The sequence below is a fragment of the Pseudomonas sp. BNK-7 genome (assembly GCF_048072025.1).
Lineage (GTDB): Bacteria > Pseudomonadota > Gammaproteobacteria > Pseudomonadales > Pseudomonadaceae > Aquipseudomonas > Aquipseudomonas danubii.
The window spans coordinates 5,243,400-5,268,232 of record NZ_CP182252.1; the positions used below are offsets into that span (position 1 = coordinate 5,243,400).

The window sequence follows — 24,833 nt, forward strand, 5'->3', positions numbered from 1 at the left end:
TCCAAGCCATGAGGCGAGGTGATGAAATTCAGCGAATTCAGACGATGGTTGAAAGCTCAAGGCGTGGTCTTCGAGGCCGGTAAAGGCAGCCACTTCAAAGTTAAGGCCCCAAACGGCAACCAGACCACCTTCGCGGATCACGGCAGCAAGGAAATGCCCGAACCCACCCGCAAGGCAATCATCAGGCAATTGGGGCTCTAGGACTCACATCCATTCTCTGCATGCTGAAATATCGCCTCCGAGGAGTGACCATGTACGACTACGCCCTTCGCTTCGAGCAAGACCGTGCACCGGGACTGGCGGTCTTCTGCCGCGATCTGCCCGAACTCAATAGCTTTGGCGATGATCCTGAGCACGCCATCAACCAGGCCATCGACGCGCTCGAAACCACTCTGTCCCTTTACGTCGACCAGCGCCGCGCCATTCCCCCGGCCTCCGCGCCGCTACCAGGGGAACAGGTCATTCATTTGCCAATGGTGACCGTGGCCAAGATAGCGCTGTGGAACACGATGATGGAGCGGGACATGCGCAAGGCCGATCTATGCCGACTGCTCGGAATCCACCAGGCCCAGGGAGATCGCCTAGTGGACTTTCTACACAGCTCCAAAATGGAACAGCTGGAAAATGCCCTGGCAGCCCTAGGTAAACGTCTTGCAGTATCAGTGGAGGCGGCATAGCCCAAAATGGCCGAACGCAGGCATTGATCCGTGGGCAACCCGGCAGGAGGCCGGGTTAGCCGCACCGGGCCTCAATCAACATCAGCCACGCACAACACCCACCACAGATTCCGCGCCCCCTGGCAGGCGACATAGGCAGAAGAAATAGCCGCCCCCCTGGTCAACTCACACCAATCAGGACTATCGAACCGATACACCACCAGCTCGGAAAACGGCGCCGGAAACACAGCATCCAGCGCTTCGAACACCACCTGGCGGGCATTGGCCACGGACCCTCCACGGCTGGACGAATGACACCCGCCCCGCAGCAGCGCCGCCAGTAACGAGCCCTCGAACTCGTATCGATTGAGCATGGAACAGGGCCCGAATTCAGGCTCGATCTGCCCGATGGCCGTCGAGCTGGCGAGGCCGCTGAAACGCTCGAGAAACTCGGCCAGTCGCGGCCTCTCACCCAACACCTTGATGGCGGGATCAGGCTTGAAGAAGCAGGACACCACCTCGCCACACTGGGCAAGCACGGCAAGCAGTTCGGCAAGGGGCTGCTTGTCGACGACAAACTCGCTGGCAGCGGTCAATGGCGCTAGCGCATCGTGCTTCAGGTTTTCATCTTGATTCATGCTTAAGCACCGAAGGTTGATCACAAACAGGCAAACACCCCAGCGGCTACCGCATCCTGGGCTTTTGCGACCGCAGACAACTGCAACGGCACCGCTCGGAGCGAACAGGCCGGGAGGGGCGACAATGTATCGGCCGCACCGTTGCACGGCAAACCCGAAAACCATCCCCGCCCGCACCCGCCCAGCGCGCTTACGCCTTGAAGGTCAGAATCGGCGAAAACCGCGCCATCACCGACACCGTGCCCTCTTCCACCTGGGACTGGATCACCTGGCCGATTTCCTTGTAGGCCCCTGGCGCCTCTTCGATCATCCGCTCCTCCTTGGTGGTGATGCACTCCACGCCCTGCAAGCCGAGGAACGCCTTGTCCTTCTTGGCCTTGAACACGATCTCGCTGCGCGACATCGAGCGCCCGGCGCCGTGGCTGGCCGAACGCAGCCAGCGCTCATTGCCCAGCCCGGTGAGCAGGTAGGAGTCATGCCCCATGCTCCCCGGAATCAGCAGCGGCTGCCCGGCATAGGCCGGTGTCGCGCCTTTGCGATGCACATTGCCGCCCTCTTCGCGCAGCACGATGTTGTGCGGCACATCGACAATCAGCGGCGCTTCGATGCCCGCACCAAACACTTGCCGGGTGCGCTGGCGCACCATCTCGGCGATCAACGCGCGGTTGGCGTCGGCGTAGTGGGCAGCGCTGTGCATGGCCAGCAGGTACTCGTCGGCCATCTCGCCAAACAGGGCGAAGATCTTCGAATCAGGGTGCTTGATCCCCGCCGGCCACAGGGCCTTGGCCTTGTCCATCCAGCGCCGCCCGACATAGAAGCCCACGTCGCGCGAGCCGGTGTGGATCATCATCACCACCTGCCCCACCGACAGGCCCTGAGCAAAGCAGGCCTGACGATCCACCAGTTCGGTGACCACCTGGATCTCGACAAAGTGGTTGCCGCCGCCCAGGGAACCCAGGCCCGGGTCGCGGAGGATTTTGCGCGAGCGATCCTGCAAGGCTTCTGGCGCGTAGTCGGCGCTGCCGCGAGCGAACGACGACTCATGCAAACCCGACAGCTCACGTTGCAGCTGGGCGAAGTCCGCCCCGGCAAACAACCCGATCGGGTCCTGCTGCTGCACCTGGGCCCAGAAATCCCCGAGCCCGGCCTGAAACAGCGCGGTCATGGCCATTGGACTGGTGGGAATGTTGCGCGTGCCCTCCAGCAGATCGCCGCGTACCAGGGCGGTCCACTTGGCTTTCTGCGCCATGAACTGCTCGTAGTTCAGCCCCAGCTTGTGCAGGCGCATGCCGCAATTGATGTCGGTGCCGATGGCCTGCGGCACCACCATGTCGTGACTGGTGACAATCACGCTGCCCACCGGGATCGGGCTGCCGGTGTGGAAGTCCGGCGTGGCGCAGGCGCACTTCACTTCGCCGCCATGGGGGTGAGCCACCTTGGCGAAATCCATCAGTTGCAGGACGGCTTTTTCTTCGATGGCAAAGCTTTCGGGCAGCAACAGATCCACCTTGAGCCCGGCGTCATTGATCGAAGAGATGGAGAGGGAATTGGAATTCAGGCGTTCGATGGCCACCCCGGAACGGGCGAGCTTGTGCTGAATTCTTTTCAGAGGAGTCTTGGTCATTTTCAACTGCTTTTCTTGGACGCAACAAAACAACCACCCTTTTGGTGGCTGGAATTGTCTGGTCAGCAGCGAAACTTAGACGGCGCGGATAATGGGGAATGACGGCGTGGATGTAAATAGCCCGGGGGAAATTCTTTGCCCAGGCACCTGGGGAGGTGCCTGCCGGACGGCGTGGCGTCAGTGCGGTGCCGGGCCGCCGCGCCACGGCATGTATTCCACCAGCACCTCACCGCGGCTCAGGCCGTCGGGCTGACTGACAAAGCCCGGCATCTGCCGCAGATCCAGCTGCTGGCAGCGCTGGGTCAAGCGTTGGCGCAGGGTGGCGTCGGCCTTGAACGCTTCCGGCCGGAACGCGCTGTGCTCCAGGTTTACCAGACATTCCCGGACCTGCCCCTGGGCATTGGCGCTGTAGTGGAAACTGGCCACGCCGATGCTGTCGATGCCCGACCCGACGACGGCCTGCTCCCAGAAGAACCGGCTTTGCTGATAGAGGCTGGAACTCAGCCGATACGCCTGACGCTCACGCTTGGGCAATTGGCTGGGGTGCGGAAACTCCAGGTTGGCAATCGCCTTGATGACGTTCCCATCGCCAAAGGCCTCAGGCGCGGCGGCAGGAAACAGGGTGTTCCAGCACACCTGTCGGGCCAGGTGCAGCAGGGTTGGGGTGGCCAGGACCTGGGAAACATCACCGCTGCCGGGGCGTACCGTGCAGTCGAGCACTTCGTTCTGCCGATTGAGCTTGATCCGCAACTCCACCGCGCCGCTCAGGCCCTGAAGGTTGGCGGCCATGATGTTGCGCCTCAGCACTTCGCTGATGGCGACAGAGAATTCCAGGCTTTTCTGGGTTTCCAGGGCCTGGGCGGCGCTCTGCTCCGGAGTCTTGCTCTGGCAGGCGCCCAGGGTCAGCACGGCCGGAGTCAGCAAGGCCAGGGTCGAGGTGCGCAAGAATGCTAATGACATGAATAGGGAACTCATTGATCAATGACCGGGCGCAAGGGCCACGCCCCGCGCCCCGGAAAGGGTCGGCTCAATCACTGAACGAACCAATAGCCGAAGCTTTAGTAAAATCTGCATCACCAATGCGCACCAGCCAGACTCAAGGTTCAGCGCCGCTTGCCTGCACACGCTGCGCGGCCTTGTTCGGCCCGCCTTTCCACGGCGTGTAAAACACGCTGGCATGGATCGGCCGCGCCTGGCCCTGCTCGGCCGCAAAACCCGGCATCTGCCGCAGGTCCAACTGCTCACACAGTTGGGTGACGCGATTGCGCAATTGATTGTCGGGCTTGAATGACTCGGGTCGGTAGCGCACCGCCCGCAGGTTCACCCAGCATTCCTGCACCCGGCCCCGGGGATCGGCCTTGACCTCAAAACTGGCCACTCCGACGCTGTCCACCGGCAACTGGGCCAGGGTGTGCGTCCAGAAGAAATGGCCTTTGGCGTATTGAGCGGTATCGAAGGCAAACTCCTTCAATTGCTCGCCTTCCAGGGTCAAGCGAGGGAACATCAACGTCCCTTTGACCTCCAGCACGCCATCAGGCTCAAAGGCGGCGGCGGGCGCCAGAGGGAACACGGTGTTCCAGCAGACGCCCTCGAGCATCTCGCCCAGTTTCGGGTTGTAGGGATAGGCCCGCGCTTCAGGCAAGGGGCTGCTCTGCGCCGCACAACCGATGACCTGATTCTGCCGATCGAACTGCATGACCAGCTCCACGCTGCCCATCAGTTGTTCGGCATTGGCCCTGAGGCTTTCGCGGTACAGCACCTGCTGCACCGCGTTGGCATAGAACTGCGTCTCCAGCTGTCGTTGCTGCTCGTCCTTGGACAGCGGGGTACCAGGCAAGTCCGATTGGCAACCGGACAGCGCCAGAAGAAGGCCGGTCAACAACCCGCACTGAGCCGGGGTTCCGTTCAGAAAGTTGTACATGTTCAGTTCCTTTGATGGGTTCACTGACGAACCGCCCTGCACTGCGCTCAATGAAATCAAGGTGCTGGATCCTAGGCTTTGTACGAAAAGCCTTGATACTCGGTGATGCTGCGTTGAAAACGGTCTCGGAATGCTCATTTACACCCCGTAAACTCCGCTTCCTCGACCGTTTTCGCCTTGCCTGACCTTCGTCTCAAAACTTTTCGTACAGAGCCTAAGGCAGCTCGCTGGTTGAAGGCCAACGACAATTGCCGGCGATTGTCGCCAGAGCTGTAAAAGCTTCTCCAGGCACCCGGCAAAAACGGGTTACCCTGGCGCTCCCCACCCGCTCATCGCCCCAAGCAAGGAAGCTCCATGACCCGCGCCATCACTATCATCTGCGACAACTTCGCCGACTGGGAAACCGCCCTGATCAACGCCACCGGCCGTGGCTACTATGGCTTCGACTGCCGTTACGCTTCCCCCAAGGGCGCTATCGTGACCTCCATGGGCGGCCTGCGGGTAACCCCGGACCTGGCGCTGGAAGACATTCGTCTGGATGAAGTGGATCTGCTGATGGTTTGCGGCGGGAGCGTCTGGCAAAGCGACAAGGCGCCGGACATCGGCGACCTGCTGCGCGCCGCCCAGGCACGCCACCTTGTGATCGCCGGCATTTGCGACGGCACCCGCGAATTGGCTCGGGCCGGGGTGCTGGACGCGGTGAAGCACACCTCCAATTCGGCGGCCAACCTGCTGGCGGTGGGTTATGCCGGCGCCGCGCACTATGAGGATGTGCCACACGCCGTGGCGGACCAGCGCGTGATCACCGCCCCGGGCAGCGCCCCGGTGAGCTTCATGGCGCAGATTCTCGGCACCCTGGGCATCAGCGACGACAACCTGACCGCCTACCTCGGCATGCATGCCGCCGAGCACCAGCAGAAGATCTGACCTCTCCCTTGCAGGAGCCGGCTTGCCGGCGAAAGCGATCTCACGGCCGCCTTCGCTGTCAAGCCAGCGCCCAGGACGGGTGGTGGGGAAGTGGCAGTGGGGCCGTGGACTATTTCACCAGTCGAAAATCCCGGTGGCCCAACCAAGCCGCAAAGTCCGCGGCGCTGAAAATGCTCTCACCCTCATGCTCGATGATCGCCAGCCCCGCCAGAAATTCGGCATCCCGAGTGTAGGTATGGATACTGGCGCAGAAGGCCACCACGCCATCCAGACGACGGACCAACGCCAGCGCCGCCTGTCCTAGTCGTTGGTGATCCAACTGATCTTTATCCATGGCCGCCAGGCTCAGGATGCCTTCAGGGAGCCATCCAAGCTCCCCGGCCAGCCCGGCATATTCCGCCAGCTCCTCTGGATAATCGGCCCCCAGCGCGCAGAGCATGGGACTGCCTTCAACAAAAAACGCCCCCCTACCCGCCCAGGGGTGATCTGCAACCTCGGCCAAGCAGGCGCGCACCAGGCTTTCGACCAAGCCATCGATCTTGCGCGGCAACAGCACCCTGACAGTCGGCCCGGACATTGATTGATTTTCTCCAGCGGACCGCCTCCGCATGATAGGGAGCGGCAAGACAGGGTGGATTGCATCCGCTCCGATGCCCCGGAGCAGATCACTTCATTCGCCGGACCGAGAGCATACAGACAGCAACAGACGTGTACAAAAACCTGTGCCACATTGATGCGACTCAACGCCTGGAGCCATTGGCCGCCAGCACCAACTCCAGGCATGTGTCCCACACGCCCTGGCTGGACAAGCGCAGTTCCCGCTGCTTTGATTCAACCTTCGTTCCGATCGCATCGCACCCAAGGAGGGGAACATGCCTTTTAAAGTCGTGATGGTTTTCGGTACACGCCCAGAAGCAATCAAGATGGCGCCACTGGCCAGGGTGCTAAAACACTGGCCAGGTCTGCAACTGCACATTTGCTCCACCGGTCAGCACCGGGACATGCTCAAACAGGTACTGGACTCCTTCGAGCTGCAAGTCGACAAAGACCTGGAAGTGATGACCCAGGGCCAGTCCCTCAACGGCCTCTCGCAGCAACTGCTGATCCATCTGGATACCGCCTTCGAACGCCTGCAACCGGACATCGTCCTGGTGCATGGCGATACCACCACCAGCTTTATCGCCGCCCTCGCCGCTTTCCACCGCCAGTTGCCCATCGGCCATGTCGAAGCCGGGCTGCGTACCGGCAACCTCAGGGCGCCCTGGCCCGAGGAAGCCAACCGGCGCCTGACCGGGATTATCGCCGACCTGCACTTCGCTCCGACCGCCGAGGCCCGGACCAACCTGCTGCGGGAAAACGTGCCCGCCGACACCATCGAGGTCACCGGCAACACGGTGGTCGATGCGCTGCTGTGGATGCGGCATCACCAGCAACAGACCCAGTGGCGCCCCGCCGCCGATTCGCCCCTGGCGGTGCTGGAACACCAGCGGCGCATGGTGCTGATAACCGGCCATCGCCGGGAGAACTTCGGCGACGGTTTGCGCAATATCTGCGAAGCCGTGGCGACCTTGGCCCGGCGCTACCCGGACGTGCAGTTCGTGTACCCCGTGCACCTCAATCCACAGGTGCAGAGCGCGGTCCATGGCGTGCTCTCGGACACGCCCAACATCTACCTGATAGCGCCTCAGGACTATCAGCATTTCGTCTGGCTGATGGGGCGCTCGCACCTCATCCTCAGCGACTCCGGCGGCATCCAGGAAGAAGCACCGGCCATCGGCAAGCCGCTACTGGTACTGCGGGACGTCACCGAAAGGCCGGCGGTGCTGGAGGGCGGTACCGCGTTGCTGGTGGGCACCGACCGCGAACGCATCGTGCACCATGCCAGCGAACTGCTGGACGATGCCGAGCTCTATGCCCGCATGAGCCGAGTACACAGCCCCTATGGCGACGGCCATGCCAGTGAACGCATCGCTCGCCACCTATACACCTGGCTGGAGGCAAAAGCCCTGCGTGACAGGGCATGAACCTGGGCCTGAACCTCTGCGCTCAAGCCGCGCAACGGCATAGCACCTTGCAGCGCCAACTCCAGGACTTCTCCCGTCAGGCAGGCACCTGCCGAGACAGCTGGACCTGGGTCACGCGGCGCTCTTCCACCGCCATCACCTGAATATTCCAACCCTCCCATTCCAGGCGGTCGCCCTTGACCGGCAGACGGTCCAGCAGGCTCATCACCAGCCCGGCCAGGGTCTGGTAGTCCTCGGTAGGCTCGGCGCCAAAGCCGGTACGCTGGCGCACCTGGGGCAGGTTCAGGGCGCCATTGACCAGGAACCTACCCTCGTCTTCCACCACATCCGGCCCTTCGACCTCGCTGGCATCCGGCAGCTCGCCGGCAATGGATTCGAGAATGTCGGTCATGGTCAGGATGCCCATGAAGTCGCCAAACTCGTTGATCACGAAGGCGATGTGGGTCGACGCCTTGCGCATCTGTTCCAGGGCGTTGAGGATCGAAAAACTGTCCAGCAGGTTGATGGTCTTGCGCGCCAGGTGCTCAAGGTTCGGCTCGTTGCCGGCCAGGTATTCCTTGAGCAATTCCTTCTTGTGCACGAAGCCCAGCGGCTCATCCACCGCACCGTCGCGAATCAGCGGCAGGCGCGAATAGGACGAGTGCATCAACTTGGTCCGGATGCTCTCCGGGCTGTCCGTGAGGTCGATGGAGTCGACCTCGGCGCGCACCGTCATCAGCGTACGGATCGGCCGCTCCGCCAACTGCAGTACGCCGCTGATCATCACCCGTTCGCGGCGGTCGAACAGCTCGCTGCTCGGCGCATCACCGTCTTCCAGCAAATCGGCAATTTCCTCACCCACTTCTTCCGCTGCCAGCTTGCGGCCACCCAGCAGGCGCATCACCGCATAGGCCGTGCGCTCACGCATCGGGCGCAGGCCCTGCATGGACTTCTTGCGGCGGGCCCGGGCGATCTGGTTGAACACCTCGATCAGAATCGAGAAGCCGATGGCCGCGTACAGGTAGCCCTTGGGAATATGGAAGCCCAGGCCTTCGGCGGTCAGGCTGAAGCCGATCATCATCAAAAAGCCCAGGCACAGCATGATCACTGTCGGGTGTTCGTTGACGAAACGGGTCAGCGGCTTGCTGGCGACGATCATCACACCGATGGAAACCACCACCGCGATCATCATCACCGACAGATGCTCCACCATGCCCACGGCGGTAATTACCGCGTCCAGGGAGAACACCGCATCGAGCACCACAATCTGCGCCACGATCGGCCAGAACAAGGCGTAGGTTGCACTGCCGGCCCGCTGGCTGACATGCCCCTCCAGGCGCTCATGCAACTCCATGGTGGCCTTGAACAACAGGAACACACCACCGAACAGCATGATCAGGTCGCGGCCGGAAAAGCTCTTGTCGAACACCTCGAACAGCGGCTGGGTCAGGGTCACCATCCAGGAAATGCTGGCCAGCAGGCCCAGACGCATCAGCAGTGCCAGGGACAGGCCGATCAAGCGGGCGCGGTCACGCTGCTCCGGCGGCAGCTTGTCCGCGAGGATGGCGATAAACACCAGGTTGTCGATGCCCAGCACCAGCTCCAGGACAATCAGGGTCAAAAGGCCAAGCCAGGCCGTGGGGTCTGCGATCCATTCCATAACGACGACTCAAGTTCTCCAGAAAATTCAAACGGCCAGGCGCGACGAAGCACCAAGGTGCAGGACAGGTGCAACCTGGGTGACGGGCTGGTCAGTACGGGGAGTGGCAAAGGCCGGGGATGTACGGCCGGGAGAATGACTGCCTGAGCGTCTGCGTCTCAATGGGGCCGGATGGCGCGAGAAGTCATGGGGCAAAGCGAAGAAAGAGCGCCGACTGGGGGGCTCCGAGAGCGTGTTCATGCAAGTCCTGAGTGAAAAAACGGACTTGGAGGTTACAGGGGCAGCGGCACTTTTCCCCAGCGGGAAATCATTACAAAAGTTTAGCCGGGACACCCCCTCAAACCGCCTACACCCGCTCGGCAATCTCGATGAGGTTCAAGTCCGGGTCCCGCAGGTACACCGAGCGGATCGGTCCCGTGGCTCCGGTGCGCGCCACCGGGCCTTCGATGATCGGCCAGTTGACTCGGCGCAGATGGGCAATCACCTGCTCCAGGGGCACGCTGGCGATAAAGCACAGGTCCAGCGCTCCCGGTACCGGCAGGTGGGCCTTGGGTTCGAACTCCTGGCCACGTACATGCAGGTTGATCTTCTGCTGGCCGTACTTGAAGGCCTTGCGCCCGCCGGCAAAGGTTTGCAGTTGCATACCTAGCACCCGAACGTAAAAGTCCTCGGCGGCCAGAGGATCGATGGTAGTCAGTACCAGGTGGTCAAGGTGGTCGATCATCAAGGACGCAGCTCCTGAAGGAAGAGAAATAGCCCGGCGGATTATGCTCGCCGGGCGCAGTGCTGAACATGCCGTATCAGGCCGAACGCCGGTACTCGCGCTTGACCTGGTCGATGTAGCGCACTACCGCCGGCGCCTGCTCGAAACGCCGGTAAATCAGCGACAGCCAGGACGACGCCGAACTGCCGCCGATCGGCCGGTACACCACATGGGGCAGGCTCAAATGCCCCACCACCGATTCGGGCACCACCGCCACGCCCTGCCCCAGGGAAACCAGGGCCAGCACCGCCACCAGGCCGCCGGGCTGGGCACCGAGCTTGGGGGCATAGGCCCCCTGGGCCGCCACTTGCAAGGTGCCGCTGATCTGCTCAGGAAGGATGAAGGTTTCATTGAGCAGGTGCTCGGAGGCGATCTGCGGCAGCCGGCACAGCCAGGACTCGGCGGACAGCGCCAGGACAAACCCCTCGGCGTCCAGGCGAATGGCCTCCACGCCGTCGGGCAGGGTCATGGGCGAACGAATGTAGCCGACGTCCAGACGTCCGTCGGCAATCCGCGCCGGCAGGGTTGCCATCGGACACTCGCGCACATTCAGGCTGACGTCCGGGCAGTCGCGGCTGAAGCTCTGCACCTGCTTCTGCAACAACCCGGAATACACCGCCGAGGCCACATAGCCCAGCTCGATATGGCCGATCTCTCCGCGCCCGGCACGCTGGGCGTTGCGCTGGGCGAACTCGAACTGGCGCACCGTGGCTTCGGCCTCCAGGAGCAAAGTGGCACCGGCCTCGGTCAGACTGACCTCGCGCTGCTGTCGCACAAACAGCCGCGTACCGAGGGTCTTCTCCATGTCCTGGATCTGTCGGCTCAAGGTCGGCGGGGCAATCCCCAGTTGCTCGGCCGCGCGGGTAAAATTGCGCTGCCGGGCCACCGCCAGGAAGTAGCGAAAGTGACGAATTTCCATAAAGGGCATTAGCTCAAAGGTAACGAACTGACCGCCAGCAGCTAACAAAGACCCACAAAGGCCGGGATAAGCTGAGCGGACCTTCACAGTAGAGAGCCTTTGCCATGCGCGTCAAACCCCTGATTCTGGCAATGATCGCCTGCTGCTGCCTGCAGAGCGCCGTGGCCGCAGAGATCCAAGCCAACGTTGCCCACAAAGCAATCCTGCCTTTGAACAGCCCCCCAATCCCCCTCAAGGCCGGCCAGCAAACCACCCAGGCCAGAGGCTGCTCCTGTGCAGTGGTCATCCTCGATGACGGGGTACCGGTGGTGGCGAGCATCGAACTGAAAGCACTGTCCATCCTCAGTCGGCGGACAGCGTCATGAGCCGCCTGATCAATCCCCGCCTGACCCTGCTGACTGCTTCCGGGGTCTGCTCGCTGATCGTCCTGGACACCAACATCGTCGCCGTGGCCCTGCCGAGCATTGCCCGCGACCTGGGGGCCAACTTCGCCGATATCGAATGGGTGGTCAGTGCCTACATGCTGGCCTTCGCCGCCCTGCTGCTGCCGGCGGGCAGCCTGGCGGACCGCTTCGGACGCAAGAGGACCCTGCTCTGCGGCCTGGGCCTGTTCATCCTCGCCTCCCTGGGCTGCGGCGCCGCCCCCAACGCCCTGCTGCTGGACCTCGCTCGGGCCCTCAAGGGCGTGGGCGCGGCGCTGCTTCTAACCTCGGCCCTGGCCTCCATCGGCCATACCTTCCATGACGAAGCGGAACGGGCCAAGGCCTGGGCCTTCTGGGGAGCCTGCATGGGCATGGCCATGACCGCCGCGCCCACGGTCGGCGGCTTGATCACCGAGTACTTCGGCTGGCGCTGGATCTTCTACTTCAACCTGCCGGTAGGCGCCCTGCTGCTGTGGAGCGTGCTGCGCAACGTACCGGAATCCCGGGATACCCAGGCGGCGCGCCTGGACCCCTGGGGCAGCCTGGCCTTCAGCGCCAGCCTGCTGTGCCTGATCTGGGGCCTGATCGAAGCCAACCGCATCGGCTGGAGCCACCCAGCCACCTCCACCCGCCTGTTGGCCGGAGTGGCGCTGCTGGGGCTGTTCGTGCTGATCGAGCGCCTGCAACGCCGGCCCATGGTCGACCTGCAACTGTTTCGCCATCCGCGGTTCATCGGCGCCCTGCTGGGCATGTTCGCCTACGCCGGCTGTGCCCAGGTGATGATGACCCTGCTGCCCTTCTACCTGCAGAACGGTCTGGGCTTCTCCGCCATTGCCTCAGGCCTGGGCATGCTGCCCTTTGCCCTGACCATGCTGATCTGCCCACGCATCGGTGCCCGTCTCGCCGGGCGCTACAGCCCTGCCGCCCTGATGGCCGCCGGGCTGACCCTGGTGGGCTGCGGCAACCTGCTCAGTGCCTGGGCGGTGCATGCCGGGGGCTACCTGAGCTTCGCGGCGGCGATTGCCGTGACTGGTGCCGGGGCCGGCGTGCTCAACGGCGACACGCAGAAAAACATCATGGCCTGCGTGCCCCGGGAACGCACCGGCATGGCCTCGGGCATGAGCACCACCATGCGCTTCAGCGCCATCATGCTGGCCATCGGCGTGTTCGGTGCGCTGTTGGCCAGCCATACCCTGCAACGACTGCAAGGCAGCCTCAGCCAGGTGCCCGGGCCTTGGCTGGTCCAGGCGCCGGACATCGCCTCGCGGGTGGTGGCCGGGGATATGCAGGGTGCCTTGGCGAGCCTGCCGGAAAGCACCCGCGCCCTGATTGAACCCCTGGCCCAGCAAGCCTTTGTCGGCGGCTTCGGGCTGGTACTGACGGTGGCAGGCATTCTCGCCCTGCTTGGGGCCCTGGTGGTGGGCCGGTTGATGCGCAACCCCCTGCCCCAAGCCCAAGGCCTGGTGCTGAAAACCCAATGAGGCATGGGGATGCCGATCGGCTCTCTGGGCCGCCGCCCAGATGGGCAGCGGCCCGCTGCTTGCAATTTCAGAACAATAAACACATGGCTTGAACAACAAATGGCCGGCTAAGGTACGGCCTTCAGCAGACGAGGTCAGTGTGAAGCCTACAAACGTGATTGTGGTCGGTGCCGGCATTGTCGGTGCATCCATCGCCTACCACCTGGCCAGACAGGGCGCGCAGGTCACGGTGGTCGAGCAAGCCAGTCCCGGCTCCGGGGTCACCCGCCACTCCTTTGCCTGGATCAACCCCCACGGCGAGTTCCCGGCAGCCGCTCGGCCGCTGCGCTCCCTGGCGCTGGCGGACTATCGACGCCTGCAGCAGGAGTTGCCCCAGTTACAGATTCAATGGACCGGAGCACTGACTTATGCCGAAACCGGCCCGGACTCGACAGACACCGATACCCAGGGGCCGATGTCGTCCGCCCATTGGATCGACCGTGACCGGATCGGGGCGCTTGAACCCAATCTGCAGGAACTACCGCAACGAGCCCGATACGCCCCCGGCGAAGGCAGCCTCGACCCGGTAGCCACCACCCAGACGCTGCTCGCAGGGGCCCGGGCCCACGGCGCCCGGGTGCTGACCCAGACGCCGGTACAGGGGTTGCTGGTGGAGGGCCGGCGCGTGCTCGGCATCACCACTGCGGCCGGGCCTTACCTAGCCGAGCACATCGTCCTGGCAACGGGCTGCGCCACCCCTGCCCTGTTGGCGCCCCTGGGAATCCAGCTGCCGGTGCAGGCCTCGCCGTCGATCCTGATCCGCTTCGATGCCCCGCGCGGCCTGGTCAAGACCCTGGTTTCCAACAGCCTGCTGGAGATTCGCGAAGCGGCGGACGGCAGCCTGCTGGCGGCGGAAGACTACATCGACGACAGCGGTCCTCAAGGGCCCGAGGCCATAGCGCAGCAAGCCATGGCCACGATCCGCCGACTGTTCCGCGGCGCCGAGAAGATAACCCTGCGCAGCGTTGAGGTCGGTCAACGCCCAATGCCCTGTGATCAGTTGCCGATCATTGGCCCGAGCCAGCAGTACCTGGGCCTGTACCTGGCGGTGATGCATGCCGGGGTGACCCTGGCGCCCACCGTCGGCCGCCTGGTCAGCCAGGAGTTGCTGCTGGGCCAATGCTCTGCCGAGCTTGCCTCGTGCCGCCCGGCACGTCTGGGCTGACGGGGTTCAGCGGGCTCGTCATCGGGTGTCCGTTCTTCGAATCAAGCCACCCGTGAGCTTGAGCCGGGTCATGACCTGAGTGGCTCAACCATCCCTGACTCCTGGTTGCGGACAGCAAAGTCAGGTCCGGAAATTTCAAGCGACTTTCCAGACTCATCCCATATTAGTTTTTGCGCACCCTTTGCTAGGTTGAGCGCCACTTTGCACCCGGGCCAGGTACGGCGCGGGTCTGGCCTCTCTCACGCTTAAGGATGAGCCTATGTTCGCGCCGGCCGACACTGCGCATTTCGTGCTGTCCATCCCTGCCGTTCGCCACGATTTCAAGGTACTGGCCTTCAAGGGTCGCGAAGCCATCAGCGAGCTGTATGCGATCCATATCGAGCTGGTTTCGGACAACCCCAACGTCGATCTGGAAAGCCTGCTCAACCAACCGGCGTTCCTGCAGTTCGGCCTCAAGGGTGAAGGCATCCACGGCCTGATCGACGACATCGAAATCGGCGACAGCGGCAAGCGCATGACCCGCTATCACCTGATCCTGCGTCCTCACCTTTATCAGTTGCAGCACCGCCACAACCAAAGGGTCTACCAGAACCTGACGGTGCCGCAGATCATTGCCAAGGTGCTCAAGGAACACGGCATCCTCGCCGACCAATACCGCTTCAACATTGCTCCCAAGCCTTCAGTACCCAGGGTGTATTGCGTGCAATACGGGGAGACGGATTTCCAGTTTGTGCAACGCCTGTGCTTCGAAGACGGCATTCATTGGCACCACGAACACAGCCTCGACCAGCACCTGCTGGTATTTTCCGACAACCAGACCGACTACCCGATCCTCGCCACCGCGCGCTATCAGCAAGGCAGTGGCCTGGCCGCCGAAGACCCGGTGGTCAGCCATTTCGCGGTGCGTTTCAGCACCCGCACCAGCCAGGTGGTGCGCCGCGACTACAACCTGAAAAAGCCCGACCCGCGCAGCGCCTCAAGCGGCGCCCCGCTCGATCCGGTGCCCAGCACCCTGCACAGCTGCGCACAGAGCGAGGCGCTACCAATCCTTGAGGACTATCGCTATCCGGGCCGCTACAGCGCAGGCGCGGTGGGCCAGCAACTGAGCCAGATCGCCCTTGAAGGCCATCGCGCCGATTACCAGCTGGCCAAGGGGCAGAGTGATCTGTCGAGCTTTCGCTGCGGCCATCTGGTCACCCTTAGCGAGCATCCGCGCGGTGAATACAACCAGATGTGGCTGCTGGTCAGCGTTGAGCATGAGGGTCGACAACCGCAGGTGCTGGAAGAGTCGGTCACCAGCGACGACCGCCACGGTGGCTTTACCCAGGGTTACCGCAACCGCTTCAGCGCCATCCCCTGGGACACCTTCTTTCGGCCAAAAGAACCCGCCCCCAAGCCTCGCCTGAGCAGCCAGACCGCGCTGGTGACCGGCCCTGCCGGTGAGGAAATCTGGTGTGACGAATTCTCACGGATAAAGATTCAGTTTCATTGGGACCGCGAAGGCGAGCGCAACGAGTTCTCCAGCTGCTGGGTGCGGGTGGCCACCAGTTGGGCCGGTGAAGGCTTTGGCCACGTGATCATCCCGCGGATCGGCATGGAAGTGCTGGTGAGCTTTATCGGCGGTGATCCCGAACAGCCCCTGGTGACCGGCTGCGTACCGAACCAGCACACGCCCGTGCCTTATCCGTTGCCGGCGAACAAGACCCGCAGCGTGTTCAAGACCCGCAGCAGCCTGGGCGGCAATGGCTCCAACGAGTTGCGCATCGAGGACAAAAAGGGCGCCGAAGAGATCTACGTCCACGCGGAGAGGGATCAGAACATCGAAGTCGAACACGACGAAACCCACTGGGTCGGACGTGATCGCACCAAGACCATCGACCGCCACGAACGTGATCGCATCAAGCGCAACTGGTCGATCAATGTCGACTGCTTCAAGACCGAGACCATCAACCTGGCCTCTCTGCAAAACGTCGGGCTGGCCAAGATGATGAACATCGGCACGGTCTACAGCCAGAACGTCGGCCTGCACATGAACACCCTGGTGGGGATCAACCAGAGCACCCAGGTGGGCCGTAGCCAGAGCACGGTGGTGGGCACGTCCTACAGCCTCAAGGTCGGCGATGGCAGCGTGCAAAGTGCCGCACCGCCTGCGGGTGAGGAGCCTGCGCCGGAGGCCAGCGGACCAGGATCGAGCATCAAGCTGGACGGTGAAAGCATCACCTTGCAGGTCGGACGCTCGAAAGTGGTGATCACCGATGCCGGGATCTACCTCGACGGACCGGACATTCATCTGGTGGCAGGCAACACGGTCAACGCCGATGCCCCCGCAGACGTGCACCTCAACAGCGGCACCGCACAACCGGCGCCGAACCTGCCGGTGGACGCCGAAACCACCCAGCTCAAAGGCCTGGATGTGACCGATGCCATGCCGCTCTTGATCGACGGTAGCTGGTGATGGGCGTCATCCACATCGAGAACCACACCGGGCTGCCACACCTGCTGTATGAAAAAACTACCCCGGCGGGCGTGCCCACGGACATCCTGGTGATTCGCGGCACCTTTGATTTTGCGCAGGGCTTGGCCATGCCCTTGAGTGCAGATCAGAGCGCGATTGTCCTCGGCGATCGCTTCGATGGACCGATAGCCACTTTTCCCTTGCAAGCGGTGATCGCCGAAGAAGGCGATCTGCTGTTGGGCAAGCCCGGCACCGATGTGCTGCTGCAAGGCAGCGTGCACAGCGCTGAGGGGCAGTGGCGCACGAACTGGCCGGTCGAGGTGCAGGTCGGAGCGGTGCGCAAGAGCTTGCAGGTCCATGGTCCGCGCACCGTGCACAAAGGGCTGATGGGCTGGACGCTCGGTGCCCCCGATAAGGTGGAAAAGGTCACGCTGGATTACCGCCTGGCGTTTGGCGGCTGCTTCTACGACCCCGAGCCGTCACCCGGGCAGACACCGATTCCCAGCGTCAGCTACCCCAGCAACACCGCCGGTTGTGGCTGGCTGCCGAGCGCGGCTGAATTGAACACCCTGGAGGCTTCGGTGCGCCAACGCATCGAAGCACAGATCGCGCAGTTGGACAGCCTGCCCGCCCCTCAGATTGAAGACCCAGCACATCCCTACAAAGCCCCCTCGCAGCGTTTGCAGCCCGTGGGCCTGACCGCGCTGGCGCGCTGGTGGCAGCCGCGCGTGGACTTGCAAGGCACGCTGGACGCGCAATGGCTCGCTGAACGCTATCCCCTGTTGCCGGACGACTTCGACCCACGCTTTTACCAGAGCGCCCCGGCCGATCAGGTGGCCGTGCCCTATCTGACCGGTGATGAGAGCGTGCGGCTCAAGGGCTGCCTGAGCGAAGGCGACTACCTCATGCGGTTGCCCGGAGTTGCACCACTGGTGGTGTGTGAAAGCACGGACGCTGAGCCCTTCGTCAGCGTGCCGGTGCTCGACACCCTGCGCCTTGACCTGGACCAGCGCCAGGCCGTGCTGCTCTGGCGCCTGCCCGTGACGGCGGGTATCAGCCAGATAACCATGGCGCTGGTAGGCACCGCCGCGTTGCCAGGGAAGGCTTGAACATGACGGACAGATTGACAATCTCCGACAGCGCCGATGATGCGGCAGCGGAACAACGCTTGATGGATGAGCGCAGGCTCAGTGAGTTGCAGCAGCTGAAAGCTGAGCTGGACGCGCAAAAAGCCGCCGCCACTCAAGCGGTAGCCGCCGAGTCGGCGCCGGTGGATAGGGACGCGGCCGCCACCGCCAAAGGGGGCAGCAAGCGCCACGTCGCCCATGACAGCAGTGAATGGCAAGCCGTGTGCAGTGTGCCGGACTTCTGCTGGGTCGGACCGGTGGTGGTGGCTTTCGACTCGTTCGCGACATTGGACAAACCGCTGCTGGCTTCCAGCGACGTCAAGGCCCGTGGCACCAAGGTCTATCGGCTGGGGGACCTCTTCAATCAGGTCCAGGCCGATGCCGGCGCCCACGTGGTGGCCGGTACCTCGCTGGGCGCGGGCAACGTCAAGCTGCTGGAGGGCCACGGCAACGTCAAGGTCAATGGCCTGCCGCTGGCCCGGCATGACAGCGCCTGCCTGGTCAACTGCAACGCCGCCGGTGTAGGCGGCACCCTGGGCAAGATTGTGACGACGGCCCAGTCGGCCACTGCGGTTGCCAGCGAGACGAGTGACCTGGCCCCTCCCGGAGAACGCACCAGCGAACGCCTGCAAGCACTGGAGGCCGAGCGCGAAGCCCTGAAGCAGCAGCTCGACATCGATGGGCTGGATAAGTACATCGATTTTGACGGCTGGAACAAAAGCGCCGATGAAGGCATCGCCAGCATCAAGCAAGGGGCGGTGCTGGGCTCGACGCCCATGGGTCCGCTGATTGCCCATTACTTTCCGGCGGTGGCGGACGCCGATGCGCAAGTCACCCGTGGCGTGACCGGGTTTGCCAAAGACACCGTCATGGGCTTGGGTGAACTGGCCTACACCGGGGCCAAGCTGCAAGCCAAGAACCTGCAGAGCAACTACACCGCCGATGGTCTGCGCGGCCGTGCCTTGGATGCGCAGATCCTCGCGGAGAACATGCGCCTGGGCAATATCACCCCTGGGACTGTCGGAACAAGCATCAGCAACGGTGCCAAAGCCGTGGGTTCTGCCTTGGTCAAACCGGTCACCGATGCCTGGTCCAAGGGCAATCACATCGAGGCCGTGACCCGGGCGGGCGTGGAGATCCTGACCTTGCCCTGGACGCTGTTCAAGGCAGGCAAAGCGGCAGAGGCGGCTAAGGCGGCCAAGGCACTGAAGAACGCCAACCGCACAGAAACCGTGGCCCACGGCGGCGACGGCGTTCATGTCCGCCCCCAGGGCGCCGCGCACGGCAGCGCAGAAGAGGTAAAAACCGGAAGAACCTCCGATAGCGGCAAGAACTGCGAAACCAGCAAATGCAGCCTGGAAGGCGAACCGGTGGATGTCGCCACCGGTGACTACCTGCAAACCTGGCCGGTGCTGGAGATCCCCGGCAGCATCCCGCTGAAACTCTCGCGCCTGTATCGCTCGCGGGCCAGTTTTCATGGGTTACTGGGGTTTAAATGGGCCGACGACTGGTCCCAGCACCTGGTGCTCGATCGCCTGCGCATTACCTATCACACCGTCGATGGCAGCACCCTGGACTACGAGGCGCCGGACGACGAAGTCCAGGCCCACAACCGGCGCAACGGTCGCTACCTGCTCAGCGGCCAACGTTCCGGCACCTTGCGCCTGTATGACCGCGCGACCCAGCAGACCCTGAGCTTTGCCCACAGCCCGAACCACACTCGCCCCCTGACCGCTATCGAAGACGGCAACGGCAACCGCATCCGCTTTATCTACGATCCACAGCAGCGGTTGCAGCGTATCGAGCACAGCGACGGCTATCAGTTGCACATCGAGCTCAGCAGCACAGGCCTGCTGACAGGCATCACCCTGCACGACGGCGAACAACACCCGCGCCGCTTGCTCAGTTGCCGCTATGCGCAACACAACATGCTGACCGACTGCGCCAGCCATCAATTCGGCACCCTTTATCACGCCTACAACAACGCCGGGCACATGACCCAGTGGCACGACACCGACAAAACCCATTTCCACATTGCCTACGACGCCAAAGGGCGAGTCATTCGCACCCATGCCGACAGCGGGCACTACACCGATCGCTTCGAGTACCACGAGGCCAACCGCTGCACGGACTACCACGACGCTGAAGGCGGATGCAGCCGGCACTACTACAACAGCGACTTCCTGGTGGTGCGCAAAATCGATGCGCTGGGCCATGAATGGCTCACCGAGTGGGACGAATACACCAACAAGGTCGCCACCACCGACCCTCTGGGTCGCACCACCACCTACCGCTACAGCGACTTCGGCGAGCTGCTGACCCAAATCAACCCGGACGGCACCCGGCACACCTTTGACTACAACGCCCAAGGCCTGCTGACGCGCTACGTCGCCGCCGACGGTGTCACCTGGCAAATGGCGTACGACGCCCAGGGCAACCTCAGCAGCGTCAAAGACCCCGACGGGCGTACCACCACTTACCAACACGGGGCCCATGGCGAGTTGCTGAGCCAGACCTGGCCGGAGGGCACCCAGACCCTTTACCGCTACGACCGCAAACAGCGCCTGAGCGAAATCCAGCAACCGGACGGCCAGATCAGCCGCGTACAGCTGGACACCCTGGGCCGCCCTCTCCAACAGCAAGACGCATTGGGGCATATCACCCGTTATGCCTACCACAGCCAGCACGCCCATCCCCGTGGCTCCCTCAGCGCCGTGACCCTGGCTGATGGCACCGAACAACACTGGGATTACGACAGCGAACACCGACTGGCCCGCTTCATCGACGGCGAAGGCCATCGCACCCGCTACGCCTACGGCGCCTTCGACCTGCTGGAGAAGCTCACCTACCCCGGCGGGCAAAGCCTGACCCTGGACTACGACAGACTCACCCGCTTGACCCGCCTGACCAATGGCGTCGGCGACGTGTATCAATACGCCTACGACAAGGCCGGGCGCTTGATCGCCGAACGCGACTTCGCCGGCACCCTCACCCGCTATTGCTACAACGCCGTCGGTTGGCTCAGCGAAAAACACTGCGCCGACGGCGCCCGCGTGGCCTACCACTACGACATCGCCAGTGCGCGCCTGCTGAGCATCGCTCACTACCGGGCCAACGGCGAACTGAGCGAACAGACCGAGTTCAACTACAACGACGTCGGACACCTGATCGGCGTCAACAGCCCGGGCGCCCGTATCGAATACCAACGCGACGCCGTGGGCCGCCTGCTCAGCGAACGCATCAATGGCCGCCTGATCGAACACCAGTACGACCCCGCCAGCGGCCTGCCCATCGGCCAGCAAGCCGGTGCCATCGCCGAACAGGCCAACGCCCAGGAAGCCTTCGCTGCCCTGCCCCAGGTGCAGTGGCAGCACGACCGCAATGGCGGCCTGGCGCAACTGCTGATCGCCGGCCATGCACCGCTGCAGATCAGCCGCGACGCCCTGGGCCGCGACATCCAGCGCACTAGCGCCGTCGGCTTCAACCTGCACCAGCACTACAACAGCCTCAGCCTGCTGACCGAGCAAAAGGCCGGCGCAGCAGCGACCTCCTTTGTCGAACGCCACTACCGCTACGACAAAGCCTTCAACCCGATCCAGATCGACGACAACCGCTGGGGCCAGAGCCAATACCGCTACAACGCCAACCAGCAACTGATCGCCGCCCACCTGGGCCAGGGCCAGCCGCAGCAATGGCTCTACGACAACGCCCTGAATCTGCTCAGCGAAGGGCAGATCCACAGCGCAAAGGGCATGGGCGTCAAGGCCGAGCAAAAAGGCGGGCGCGTGGTCAAGTCCGGGGCCAACCGCTACCGCTACGACGCCTGCGGCCGCCTGGCCGAAAAAATCGTCGACCGCCACGGCTTCCGCCCCCAGCGCTGGCAATACCGCTGGAACAGCGACAATCGCCTCACCGACCTCTACACCCCCAACAACGAACACTGGCGCTACGAGTACGACGCCTTTGGTCGCCGCACGCGCAAGTTCAACTTCAGCCGCAGCAACAAACGCGGCACACACTACGCCCACAGCGAACAACACATCATCGGCGAGGAATACCTGTGGAGCGGCGAACAACTGCTCGAAGCCGCGCCCATCTACGCCGACGGCACCGTCGCCTTCGAACACGCCACCCGCTGGAGCTACGCCCCGGGCGGCATCACCCCGCTGGCGCAACAGCAAGGCGAAAAACTCTGGTACATCGTCACCGACCACCTCGGCACGCCCAGAGAGCTACTGGACGAAAGCGGCCAACTGGGCTGGAGCAACAGCCCCAGCGTCTGGGGGCAAGCGCGACTGTGGCAAGCCGCGAATGACGAGTTCGCCAGCAGCAATGTGGTGCCGATCAACAAGACCACCTGCCCGATTCGCTTTCCGGGTCAGTACTACGACGAAGAGAGTGGCCTGCACTACAATCGGCACCGGTACTACGATCCGGAGACTGCGCAGTATTTGAGTCCGGACCCGCTGGGGCTGGGGGGTGGGACTCGGCCGCAGGGGTATGTGGATAATCCGAATAGTTGGATTGATCCGCTGGGGCTGGCAACATGCCCAAAAGAAGCCGCAGCGAAAATCAAAGAAAATGCCTCAAATGGGAAAATTCGACGAGGAAAAGACTATCACGGGAGGTTGGGACATGATACTGAGTTGGATATTCTTAGTAATCCAGAAAACGTATATCAAGCCAAAAATGGAAATTTAGTCTTCCATAAAGACGGGAACATTGTTGTAACTCATGGTAAGGGTGGGGCTCAGGGCAACGTAATTACTAGTTATGGTCAAGGAGGTCCGCGTGGTGAAAGCGGAGCAGCCATTTATGGAGGCGCGCCTTCTGATCCCGGAATACCGATAACGTCTGAAATGATTGCATCAGGAAGCATCCCCAAACCTAATGGTGGCTTTCTACCTCCAGCAACGAAGATATAATATGCTTAATATTTCATGCATGCAGATTAAAACTTACCCCTTACCTCATACCATTTATGAGAATTTCACAATAAAGTATGCTTTCGGGGGAAACTCATCAGTCATCTCTCTCTCAAATGGAAAACCAGGCATTGGCTCTGAACATTGGATATCTGAAAACTCAGAGTTTTTTTTGTTTAATATTTATGGCGACCTCGTAAATTCCGAACTTTCCGTCCCCAATAAAAATACAAAAAATAATTTAAGTGAACACTCATCTTGCTGGGGTGAAATAAAACTTAAAAACCCAAAACATTTTTTATTAGAACCTACAAAGCTAAGAAACTTTAATGCAGAAAAAAAAGAACTGACCTGTCTAAATTTCACTCCCTCTTCAAGCGTCACTCACATACATATAAAAAAAGACTTTAGCTTTATCTTTTCAGAAAATAAATATTGCGGATATCGATTAAAAAACCCAATCCGTTACCTTTGTGGGTCAGTTGACGAAAACTTAGATCTGATCAAAGAGCCGAATCATGCAGAGTATTGCCTGATGGAAAAATATTTAGCAATCATGTCAGACAATAGACTTGACGAACTGAATCAGAGCATGGAGTCATTGGTTTTGGAGTTAAGCAAAGAAATATTACCTCACCTTAAAGCTATAAGGTGCAATCGCAGGCGGAGGATTATTGAAAAATCAATAATCGAATTGTTGGATTTTTATTTGTGAGCCTAAATAAATTTATAATTATCAATTTAAAAGTATGAGACACCCAGTGCAGCAGCACGGCTGGCTTCAACCTGCACCAGCACTACAACCGCCTCAGCTTGCTGACCGAGCAAAAGGCCGGCGCGGCCGCAAACTCCTTTGTCGAACGCCACTACCGCTACGACAAAGCCTTCAACCCGATCCAGATTGACGACAACCGCTGGGGCCAGAGCCAGTACCGCTACAACGCCAACCAGCAACTGATCGCCGCCCACCTGGGCCAGGGCCAGCCGCAGCAATGGCTCTACGACAACGCCCTGAATCTGCTCAGCGAAGGGCAGATCCACAGCGCAAAGGGCATGGGCGTCAAGGCCGAGCAAAAAGGCGGGCGCGTGGTCAAGTCCGGGGCCAACCGCTACCGCTACGACGCCTGCGGCCGCCTGGCCGAAAAAATCGTCGACCGCCACGGCTTCCGCCCCCAGCGCTGGCAATACCGCTGGAACAGCGACAATCGCCTCACCGACCTCTACACCCCCAACAACGAACACTGGCGCTACAACTACGACGCCTTCGGCCGTCGCACGCGCAAGTTCAACTTCAGCCGCAGCAACAAACGCGGCACACACTACGCCCACAGCGAACAACACATCATCGGCGAGGAATACCTGTGGAGCGGTGAACAACCGCGCAAAGCCGCGCCCATCTACACCAACGGCGCCATCGTCTTTGAACAGATCCCCCACAAGAACTCCACCCTCCTCGGCCACTCCCTTGCCACCCGCCAGCCCCCACCTAAAGAGTTCGTAAAGACTGCCCGGCCGCCACTGACCCAGCCAGGCAAATGCGCTTCAATTCTCCTTGAGCCAAGCCTGAAACGACCGGAGAAGCCCATGAGCAAGCTTGCCCGCTATCTGCAGGTCGAGGACATCCTCCTCGACGTCAATATCTCGAACAAACAGCGCCTGTTCGATCAGGTTGGCCAGCATCTTCAAGAGACTCGGCAACTGCCCGGCGATTGGGTCACGGCCAGTCTGTGGCGCCGGGAACTGGCCGCCAGTACCGCCATCGGCGACGGTGTGGCCGTGCCCCATGCGCGGCTCGCCGAGCTCGACAGCATCCATGCGCTGTACCTGCGGCCGCAGACCGCCATGGCCTTTGCCGCCCCCGACCAGCAGCCGGTGAGCGATATCCTCGTGCTGCTGGTGCCCGCCCCCGCCGATCAGCAACACCTGGAACTGCTGGCGGACACTGCCCGGTTGTTCTCCAATCCACGCTTTCGCCAAGCGCTGCTGCGGTGCCACGATGCGTCGCAGGTCAAGCAACTGGTTGACCACTGGTAGTCCCCCAAAGGTCCTGGTCCGAGGTGCCGGGCAGGTGGTGGGGCTTCCAGGTCTAAAATGCTCGCCTCAAAAGG

The 24,833-nt window shown here is 62.1% G+C and carries 20 protein-coding genes; 12 read left to right on the top strand and 8 right to left on the bottom strand.

The features are described 5' to 3' along the window. Positions 1 to 21: 21 nt before the first annotated feature. Positions 22 to 201, top strand: coding sequence for a type II toxin-antitoxin system HicA family toxin (locus tag ACMGF8_RS23715; protein ID WP_102864928.1), 180 nt, complete (start codon positions 22 to 24; stop codon positions 199 to 201). Positions 202 to 251: 50 nt separating this feature from the next. Next, positions 252 to 677: a type II toxin-antitoxin system HicB family antitoxin gene (locus tag ACMGF8_RS23720; protein WP_102864927.1), complete on the top strand. Its 426-nt coding sequence runs from the start codon at positions 252 to 254 to the stop codon at positions 675 to 677. Between the two features lie 71 nt (positions 678 to 748). Here ACMGF8_RS23720 and ACMGF8_RS23725 read toward each other — a convergent pair whose 3' ends face one another. From ACMGF8_RS23725 to ACMGF8_RS23740, 4 genes are all read right to left on the bottom strand, one after another. Next, positions 749 to 1,294, bottom strand: a complete 546-nt coding sequence (locus ACMGF8_RS23725; protein ID WP_146036435.1) for a hypothetical protein — start codon at positions 1,292 to 1,294, stop codon at positions 749 to 751. A 190-nt stretch (positions 1,295 to 1,484) separates the two neighbouring features. Then, complete coding sequence (locus ACMGF8_RS23730; protein ID WP_102864925.1) at positions 1,485 to 2,918, bottom strand: RtcB family protein; 1,434 nt, start codon at positions 2,916 to 2,918, stop codon at positions 1,485 to 1,487. Positions 2,919 to 3,095: 177 nt separating this feature from the next. Further along, positions 3,096 to 3,878: a hypothetical protein gene (locus tag ACMGF8_RS23735; protein WP_146036434.1), complete on the bottom strand. Its 783-nt coding sequence runs from the start codon at positions 3,876 to 3,878 to the stop codon at positions 3,096 to 3,098. Positions 3,879 to 4,014: 136 nt separating this feature from the next. Beyond that, positions 4,015 to 4,839, bottom strand: coding sequence for a hypothetical protein (locus ACMGF8_RS23740; protein WP_102864923.1), 825 nt, complete (start codon positions 4,837 to 4,839; stop codon positions 4,015 to 4,017). A 354-nt stretch (positions 4,840 to 5,193) separates the two neighbouring features. On the opposite strand from ACMGF8_RS23740, the gene ACMGF8_RS23745 reads away from it, so the two are divergent. Next, on the top strand, positions 5,194 to 5,766 hold the full coding sequence (locus ACMGF8_RS23745; protein ID WP_207166115.1) for a type 1 glutamine amidotransferase family protein: 573 nt from the start codon (positions 5,194 to 5,196) through the stop codon (positions 5,764 to 5,766). A gap of 109 nt (positions 5,767 to 5,875) precedes the next feature. Here the strand turns inward: ACMGF8_RS23745 and ACMGF8_RS23750 are convergent, their stop codons facing one another. After that, positions 5,876 to 6,343, bottom strand: coding sequence for a DUF6368 family protein (locus ACMGF8_RS23750; RefSeq protein ID WP_102864921.1), 468 nt, complete (start codon positions 6,341 to 6,343; stop codon positions 5,876 to 5,878). Between the two features lie 295 nt (positions 6,344 to 6,638). Here ACMGF8_RS23750 and wecB point away from each other — a divergent pair, with 295 nt between their 5' ends. Further along, positions 6,639 to 7,790 (top strand): non-hydrolyzing UDP-N-acetylglucosamine 2-epimerase, encoded by a 1,152-nt coding sequence (wecB, locus tag ACMGF8_RS23755; protein WP_207166116.1) that lies wholly within the window; start codon positions 6,639 to 6,641, stop codon positions 7,788 to 7,790. A gap of 76 nt (positions 7,791 to 7,866) precedes the next feature. Here wecB and ACMGF8_RS23760 read toward each other — a convergent pair whose 3' ends face one another. The 3 genes from ACMGF8_RS23760 to ACMGF8_RS23770 form a co-directional block, all read right to left on the bottom strand. After that, entirely contained in the window at positions 7,867 to 9,429 is a 1,563-nt protein-coding gene (locus ACMGF8_RS23760) for a TerC family protein (RefSeq protein WP_102864919.1), read from the bottom strand. Between the two features lie 346 nt (positions 9,430 to 9,775). Beyond that, entirely contained in the window at positions 9,776 to 10,153 is a 378-nt protein-coding gene (locus tag ACMGF8_RS23765; RefSeq protein WP_102864918.1) for a VOC family protein, read from the bottom strand. Between the two features lie 76 nt (positions 10,154 to 10,229). Continuing rightward, a complete protein-coding gene (locus tag ACMGF8_RS23770; RefSeq protein WP_416757364.1) occupies positions 10,230 to 11,111 on the bottom strand; it encodes a LysR family transcriptional regulator in 882 nt (293 codons plus the stop codon). A gap of 104 nt (positions 11,112 to 11,215) precedes the next feature. Here ACMGF8_RS23770 and ACMGF8_RS23775 point away from each other — a divergent pair, with 104 nt between their 5' ends. From ACMGF8_RS23775 to ACMGF8_RS23810, 8 genes are all read left to right on the top strand, one after another. Next, positions 11,216 to 11,476: a hypothetical protein gene (locus ACMGF8_RS23775; RefSeq protein WP_207166119.1), complete on the top strand. Its 261-nt coding sequence runs from the start codon at positions 11,216 to 11,218 to the stop codon at positions 11,474 to 11,476. Continuing rightward, entirely contained in the window at positions 11,473 to 13,014 is a 1,542-nt protein-coding gene (locus ACMGF8_RS23780) for an MFS transporter (protein WP_416757366.1), read from the top strand. The genes ACMGF8_RS23775 and ACMGF8_RS23780 overlap by 4 nt, the downstream gene beginning before the upstream one ends. Before the next feature lie 139 nt (positions 13,015 to 13,153). Then, positions 13,154 to 14,218, top strand: coding sequence for an NAD(P)/FAD-dependent oxidoreductase (locus ACMGF8_RS23785; RefSeq protein WP_416757368.1), 1,065 nt, complete (start codon positions 13,154 to 13,156; stop codon positions 14,216 to 14,218). A 259-nt stretch (positions 14,219 to 14,477) separates the two neighbouring features. Next, positions 14,478 to 16,673 (top strand): type VI secretion system tip protein VgrG, encoded by a 2,196-nt coding sequence (locus tag ACMGF8_RS23790; protein ID WP_416757370.1) that lies wholly within the window; start codon positions 14,478 to 14,480, stop codon positions 16,671 to 16,673. Next, complete coding sequence (locus ACMGF8_RS23795) at positions 16,673 to 17,782, top strand: DUF2169 family type VI secretion system accessory protein (RefSeq protein WP_207166122.1); 1,110 nt, start codon at positions 16,673 to 16,675, stop codon at positions 17,780 to 17,782. Before ACMGF8_RS23790 ends, ACMGF8_RS23795 begins: the two co-directional genes overlap by 1 nt. Positions 17,783 to 17,784: 2 nt before the next feature. Continuing rightward, positions 17,785 to 22,725 carry an RHS repeat-associated core domain-containing protein gene (locus ACMGF8_RS23800; RefSeq protein WP_416757372.1) on the top strand — a complete coding sequence of 1,647 codons (4,941 nt, stop codon included), beginning with the start codon at positions 17,785 to 17,787 and terminating at the stop codon, positions 22,723 to 22,725. Position 22,726: 1 nt separating this feature from the next. Then, positions 22,727 to 23,440, top strand: coding sequence for a hypothetical protein (locus ACMGF8_RS23805; protein WP_146036433.1), 714 nt, complete (start codon positions 22,727 to 22,729; stop codon positions 23,438 to 23,440). Between the two features lie 98 nt (positions 23,441 to 23,538). Then, positions 23,539 to 24,759 (top strand): PTS sugar transporter subunit IIA, encoded by a 1,221-nt coding sequence (locus ACMGF8_RS23810; RefSeq protein WP_416757375.1) that lies wholly within the window; start codon positions 23,539 to 23,541, stop codon positions 24,757 to 24,759. Positions 24,760 to 24,833 lie beyond the last annotated feature (74 nt).